At 59.6% G+C, this 6,477-nt stretch carries 7 protein-coding genes; 5 read left to right on the plus strand and 2 right to left on the minus strand.

Going from position 1 to position 6,477, the window contains the following annotated elements; all coding sequences use genetic code 11:
• Positions 1 to 1,304, plus strand: a 1,304-nt coding sequence (locus AC1Q5P_RS21590) for an AIPR family protein (protein ID WP_492519989.1), incomplete at its 5' end; no start/stop codon positions are given.
• A gap of 297 nt (positions 1,305 to 1,601) precedes the next feature.
• A complete protein-coding gene (locus AC1Q5P_RS21595; protein ID WP_492519990.1) occupies positions 1,602 to 1,772 on the plus strand; it encodes a hypothetical protein in 171 nt (56 codons plus the stop codon).
• Positions 1,773 to 1,939: 167 nt separating this feature from the next.
• On the opposite strand, the gene AC1Q5P_RS21600 is transcribed toward AC1Q5P_RS21595, so the two are convergent.
• Together AC1Q5P_RS21600 and AC1Q5P_RS21605 are read right to left on the minus strand one after the other, a co-directional pair.
• On the minus strand, positions 1,940 to 2,560 hold the full coding sequence (locus AC1Q5P_RS21600; protein WP_492519991.1) for an RES family NAD+ phosphorylase: 621 nt from the start codon (positions 2,558 to 2,560) through the stop codon (positions 1,940 to 1,942).
• Complete coding sequence (locus AC1Q5P_RS21605; protein ID WP_492519992.1) at positions 2,560 to 3,771, minus strand: hypothetical protein; 1,212 nt, start codon at positions 3,769 to 3,771, stop codon at positions 2,560 to 2,562. The genes AC1Q5P_RS21600 and AC1Q5P_RS21605 overlap by 1 nt, the downstream gene beginning before the upstream one ends.
• A gap of 948 nt (positions 3,772 to 4,719) precedes the next feature.
• On the opposite strand from AC1Q5P_RS21605, the gene AC1Q5P_RS21610 reads away from it, so the two are divergent.
• The 3 genes from AC1Q5P_RS21610 (at position 4,720) to AC1Q5P_RS21620 (ending at position 6,445) form a co-directional block, all read left to right on the plus strand.
• On the plus strand, positions 4,720 to 5,499 hold the full coding sequence (locus AC1Q5P_RS21610) for a hypothetical protein (RefSeq protein WP_492519993.1): 780 nt from the start codon (positions 4,720 to 4,722) through the stop codon (positions 5,497 to 5,499).
• A 47-nt stretch (positions 5,500 to 5,546) separates the two neighbouring features.
• On the plus strand, positions 5,547 to 6,164 hold the full coding sequence (locus AC1Q5P_RS21615; protein WP_492519994.1) for a hypothetical protein: 618 nt from the start codon (positions 5,547 to 5,549) through the stop codon (positions 6,162 to 6,164).
• Between the two features lie 77 nt (positions 6,165 to 6,241).
• A complete protein-coding gene (locus AC1Q5P_RS21620; RefSeq protein ID WP_492519995.1) occupies positions 6,242 to 6,445 on the plus strand; it encodes a hypothetical protein in 204 nt (67 codons plus the stop codon).
• Positions 6,446 to 6,477: the final 32 nt, after the last annotated feature.

Raw genomic sequence — 6,477 nt, forward strand, 5'->3', positions numbered from 1 at the left:
TAACATCAACCCCCAGACGAGGCTCGCTCTCCGCTAATCCACGCCCCGATCTGTGCCAAATGTCTCGACGACGGACAATCCCCGACCACAAGGCTCGCTTTGAATCGTCGCTTGCCCGGTTCAAATTCTTCCAGCTTCACGAGGCCGATCTTGATTCCCTCTCTGACACGATCTCGCGCCGGACAGCAACAGAACGGGAAATCCACCTCCGGATCGTGGAGGAACAGGTATATGAGCGCACGGACGGCAACGTGCGGGCTGTCATCGGGACGGTCTGCGGCGACGAGTTTATCGCGGCGCTCACAGATCCCACCAAGCCCACGCAGCTCGACCCCGACCTTTTTGAGGAGAACGTCCGCGTCTACCTCGGCGAACAGAACGACATAAACCGGCGCATCTACGATACCGCAGTGTCCAACCAAGCCGGCATGTTCTGGTATTTCAACAACGGCATTACAATTGTCTGCGAACGGTTCAGTTACCAGCCTGGGTTCAAGAATGCGCCATTGCGCCTCCTGAATCCTCAGGTGGTGAATGGTGGCCAGACCTCGCACGCACTTTTCCAAGCATCGCGAACCAGCTTCGATTCCGTGCAGCGCGTTCGGCTTCTCGTCCGCATTATTGAGACACAGGACAAGAGCCTCTATGCAAAGGTCGCCGAGGCAACGAACAGCCAGACTCCGATACGAAGCCGCGATCTGAGATCAAACGATCCCGTACTCGTCCGCCTCGAGGCATCGCTCCTAAAGCATGAGTGGCATCTGGATCGAAAGCGCGACCAGCATTCCAAAGTCGACGAAGGTAGGCGCATAGATGCCCTGAAGCTTGGGCAGGTCTGGCTAGCCTACGTCCGCGCTGAACCCGATAAGGCGAAGACGGCCTCAGACCGAATATTCGGAGAGTATTTCCCACTGGTCTTCGACCCTTCGGAGATGGATGCGAAGCGCGTGATAGCGGTGTGGAGCCTCTACACCGAGATCGAGAAGCATCGCCGCGCCAAGCTGCGGGAAGCGCGCAGGGCATCAAAGCTGGTCGCGGACCACGAAATCGAATCTGCGTGGATCGTTGAGGGATTGTACCATCTGGCCTTCGCGGTCAGGAAACTCGCGGACCGCGCCAACGTCGACATCTTCGATTTCGACCAAGTCAGTCCTCTAATCCCTGAGGCTGAGCGGCGGTTGGCCGAGTTCGTCAAGGACCGCCCGAATATCTCGACCTACCGCCTCTTCAGAAATGCAGCAACGAAACAGAACCTGTTTCGCACCTCGCTCAACGAGCAACCCCAGCAACTTAGCTTTCTCTAGTCCGCCGAGTCATGTCTGTCGTCGGTAACGCTGGCTATGGTCAGAACGTACCTTCTGCGTCACTCTCTGGCAGGTTTCAGCGCAAACTGCCGTTCAGCGTGAGAACCGAGAATGACCTGAACTGGTCGCGTGCTGATGGAAGCGGAACGCAGCATCGTGGGGCTTTACCGTTATTGCGTGCGGGGCGGTTGGATGTCGGCTACTGACGAAAGCTGACGCTCAAGCATTTGCCCGGGCATCGTCATTGGACGACCGGAGCTGGGTCGTTTGCTGTCCGGCAGCTTTTAGGTCTGCGGGATGGGAAAGCCGACCCAGTGCGCAGGCGCCGAGCGTCCGGCATCTGATCCTGCGCATGCGCGCCTGACCGAAGGTGTGCGCCTCGTCAAGGTGATCTGCGTGGTGCAGCAGCTATCTGAGCAACTCACTGACGATGGCGCGTATAAGCTTGCAACCGGGGCCGATCATTAGACAGGCAATACGAAAAACTCATCGTCGCCGCGACATAATCGCGCCAAATACGTTCAATTAGTGCTTGCTTGCCTTTGAGTAAGCCGGCGCTAGCCTCTCACCAACGTAAAGTTTTGGCTCACAGCCCGGGGTCGCGAAAAAGCCGTATGTCGAGACTCCGTCCCCGCTTAGGGCAGTTTCGACAGATCGGGCAGCGTGCTCGCCGGATCCCAGGCCGCGCCGTGGCGGCGCAGCAATGCATCGACCAGTGAACGATGATCGCTGAACAGGCTGGTCTCGACGATTTCGAGATCGTCGACCGCAACGCGGTCATTCACTGCGTAGCAGATTTCGTCATTGTTATGCCGCGCCCGATAAGCGAGGCCGTCGAGCGGGAACTTGGTGTGCAGCGCCAGCGCCAAAGCCTGTGAAGGCCCATAGTCGTCACCCGCGCAAATGTCGCTGGTCACCCCTAGCTGGATCAGCCCGTCGCCATGAACCTGCACCAGGGTCAGCTCGCGCTTGGGCCTCAGCACCGAAAACGCGCGCTGCTCGACGAACGGCCGCGCGACGATGCGATTAGCCTTGCGCAGTACGGTCTCGACGAATGCGCCTTTCAGCGTGTCGGCGACATAAAGCGTCCCGAACTCGCCGCCCGGCGCATCGAACCGACTGCCGGGCAGTGCGCCTTTCGCCGGCCCGAACCAGACCGGGCCGTTATCCTTGTGGTGGACCCGCACAAGCGGGGTGCCGGGGTCCAGCCGGATAGCCAGACACTCATCCGGCAAATCCGGCGCTAAAGAAGCCATCACTCCGCATCCAGGCCGAGATAGGCACGCGCTGCCGCAACGACCAATTTGGCGTTACCAGCTTTCAGGCGATCAAGCGGCACGTCTCCCCCGAGCGCCGGATCGGGCTCGATCAGATATTGCAGCGCTGACCAGCCGCCGGCGCCCGCTTTGGTGAACAGGGACAGCACATCGCGTAGATGCGCGACCACCGAGCTTCCGTCCTTGCCCGCAACCAGTTGCGCTTCAGGCACCACAAACGTGTCGCCGATCATCAGCCCCAAAGCGGCGCCGGTCTTGATCTTCTTGTAGAGGGCCTGGCGAGAGATGCCGAGTCGCTCCGAAGCTTCGGTCAGTGTGAGCCGCGCACCCGCCTTGTCGAGCAGCGCCTTTTGAAGTGCATCAAGTCGCGCCCCATCGGCATTCTTGTCGGAAGCCGCGCTTTCGGCGGACATATCCTCGCTCAGGCTCGCGGTCAGCGCCAGTTGCTCGGCCACCACGTCCACATGCCGCACCAACTCATGGCGAGCACGATCCACGTCATGCACGAACAGGATTTTGAGCTGCTGGTCAGCGGGAGTGAGCTCGCACAGGCTCCAATAGGCGGCGCGACACAGGGGCTCGGCCTCGGCGGTCGGCCTCCAGTCGTGGATCAGTATCGACCGGACCGTATGCCAGCGGTCGAACGACGCTTCGGCGAGCCGGCAGAAATAGCTCCGATAGGCCTTGGTGATCTTTACACCGCGCTTTGCGGCCGGTCGCCAGCTGTGCGCATAGTCTGACCCGTCAAAGGCAGCAGCCAGATGATAGCTCGCGAAATCGACCCGCTGCGCAAAGCGCGCGACCGACGCGACGTCGCTGCGGCAGGTGTCGAGCAGATCGAAGTCATATGCGTGCGCCCTCTGATCATCGGCGAGCGGCCGCATATGGGTCGCGAGCGCGTGGCTGCCTTGCGTATACCAATGTGCGTAGTTAGGTTCGCTAGACGGTGCCGGCAGCCCCATCATCATCCGGTATTCGTCACCACCGGAACCGATCGCGGGCGGCACCATCATGCCGTGGGCGCGCGTATTTTGCTGCTGCAAGCGCTGCAGCAACAATGTGATCAGCACCCGTTCGGACGCATCGTTCAGCCCGCCGACCGGAATGCCCGAACCGCCCCCGGCAAAAACCCGGGTCGGACTGCCGGTCCCCGCGAGCAAGGCGGCAATGGAGATTTCTGAATCGGCCATGGATGGACTCGGTTGATGACATCTGGTTGATATGGGTATTATCTTGATTTCGTCAACCGCCTCTTATCAACTGGCCGTCAACCGGGCGGCCGCAGCAAGACTTCAAGCAAACCCACCCGAGCCGTTTCCCTAGCGATCAGCCTGCTCGTCGAGGATCGCAAGCGTCGCCAGACCAGTGCCGCCACACCAGCGCTCGAGCGCTGCGGTGATCAATCGCCCGAACGCCAGTAGATCCACCGCGGACACCTTCCTTGCGACCATCGTCGGCAACGAAGCGCCCGCGCATCTTGTCCTCGGGACCTGTCTTTACGATTAGGCTCCGCTTGGCATAGGCGGAATGACCGCTATCCACCCAGTTTCGGACCGTCCAATGTGCCTCCGCCGCCCGCATGCAGACGGTCTGCTTATGTGTCACCGCGATCAACGCGGGAAGGGCCTAAATTGGGGCGCAAAGCTACCGCTGTACTTCGTTACGTCGATACGGCAGCTTTTGTCAGGAGCAGCCACTCCCGTCCGCTGCTGTAAATGGCCGGGTCTGGTCGGGAGCGACCGCTGCAATGACGGCCAGTGGACCGGCAAATGGCGCCGCAATTCCGGACGTTCGAGCATCAGTTTGTCGTGATCGATTCCTGCCCTTCGTTCAGCACACTGTAGTAAGGGCGGAAAAACTTGGGCTGAAACAAACCCGTCGTTTGGCATGAGGCTGTCAAATTACAAGTTTCGGCTAAAGCGTGCGCAAGTGTGCATCGTTCCCCCGCAAGGAGCACTTAAGCTGCGAAGCGCAGGCACTCGGCGCATGCGGCTCGGACGCGACAAAAGGTTAGCGCCACACCGGTTTGTTGAGTGATAGCTGATCTCCTTGTCTGCCACAGGCGATAGTGCTCTTTTAACCCGTCAGCCGACTTGGAAAATCTCGCCTGTTATTCCAAGGACCACATTGAGAGAAATATGACTGTGAACGACGCGGATGATCAATGTGACGTGAAGGCCAGTTTAGCTGACCAACTCCGGCTGGCGCAGGTGTCTCGCAAGGCCTTCGATAACAGTGCGCTCGATCGGTGGAGCGCGAAGATCGGGGTTGAGGCCACGAGGGCTAATTGGCTCGCAAGTTACAGGGAAAGTTATGGGGCTGCCCACCCCTCATTTTTTTTGCGAAGGTTTATGGGCCTGGGTATCGCGCGTAGCGCCCTAGACATTGAAACGACGCCATGGCTTCGGTTGACTGAGACCCAAGTCACCCGCCCGCTAGCGAAATTTATCAATGAGGGCGGTCCGCGGCGTGTAATGGCGTTCCTACGCGCATTGCCCTGTCGCGGCGTAACACTGCCTGAGAGCTTCGACAGCGGGCGCGCCCGTGCAGAAGTCCCGTGCAAGGGAGGACGCATCGACCTGTTGGTTACCGGACGGCGAGGCGCCCGCACCTATGGTGCGGCGGTCGAGGTCAAAATAGACCACAAGCTGCGCAACCCGCTCGGCTCCTACGCGCGGCTCGCTACAGAACATGGTCTCACTTTGGCTGGTCGGTCCCGTGGACTGCCCACCGGTGCGCTGGTCGTCCTCGCCCGTAGTGCGAGCAAAGAGACGGTGAAACAGCTCTCCCGCAATCGCGGCTGGAAGTTCGTGCACTGGAGCGGATTCCTCCGTCGCTTCGAGCGCGAATTGGCAGAACAGATCGATGATGACGACTTCCGGGCATTCCGGCGACTTGTGTGGGATCGATTTATATGACGGCTAGCCCTAAAGACCTAGATCTTCCGATTAGCGTAATCGCCTACTTGGCCGACCCTGCTACGCGCGCAGGTGTCGACGCGCTCCTAGCGGTCAAAGCCGATTCACTGCCACCGGAGATCGAGTGGAACGAACTCGGTGATTACCTCGCCGCGCGGGCAGTGGCCGAGCTAACGCGGGCCGAGTTCGCGTTAGCTCTCCATGCGCTTTGGAGCGCGATCTGGAGGCCGGTAATCTCAGGACGGTGGAAGATGCCAAACCCTGAAGAACTCATTGAGGAAGGACAAAGCGTAAGCACCGGCAGTATCTGGGAGGAGAAGGCATTCTGGCTCTACCACGAATGCGGTGACCTTACCTTCTTTACACTTGTCGGGCTCTACCGGAGGCGCCTCACGTTGGCTTTTTCCGTCGAGCGTCGGGGAAAGCCTCAGATCAAAGGCGATCTCGGAGAATTTGCTTGGAGGGACGATAGCAACTGGGATGGCTGGATGCTGCTGATGCCTGGCCAGTCAGTGGATAGCGATGGCTCGTTGAACTTGGAAGGGCTCCAGACGGCAGCGAAACTCGCTGCTGGAACGGTGGAAGCTATGCCTGAGCCAGTCAAGCGCACGCCGGTGAAGCGTGCAGTGACGGCTTCGCGCGCAAATGAAAAGCGAAGACCTTAGGCTAGGTCGTGAACCCATAAATTGGCTTCGTTGCAGATGGGGTGGAAAGCGCCGCCCGGCACGGCATTGTTTGCCGCATGTTGCTCACGCTGACCATCATCGCCGCAGCAAGCCTCTCCCCGCCGGAAGAACCGTTAGCTGGCCAGCTTAACGCAGCGATTTGGAACGACCTGCAACTCAACGCCATGATTGGGAATGGTAACTGGCTGGCGTCTCTTTGCTACAACGCGGGTCAGTGTAGCGCGACAAACTGGATGAGGATTGCGCGTCAATCAGGATGAGAATGTGATTGTCGCGGCGCGTCGATCAGTGC

Source organism: Novosphingobium sp. GW835-FHT14H07, from assembly GCF_058793515.1.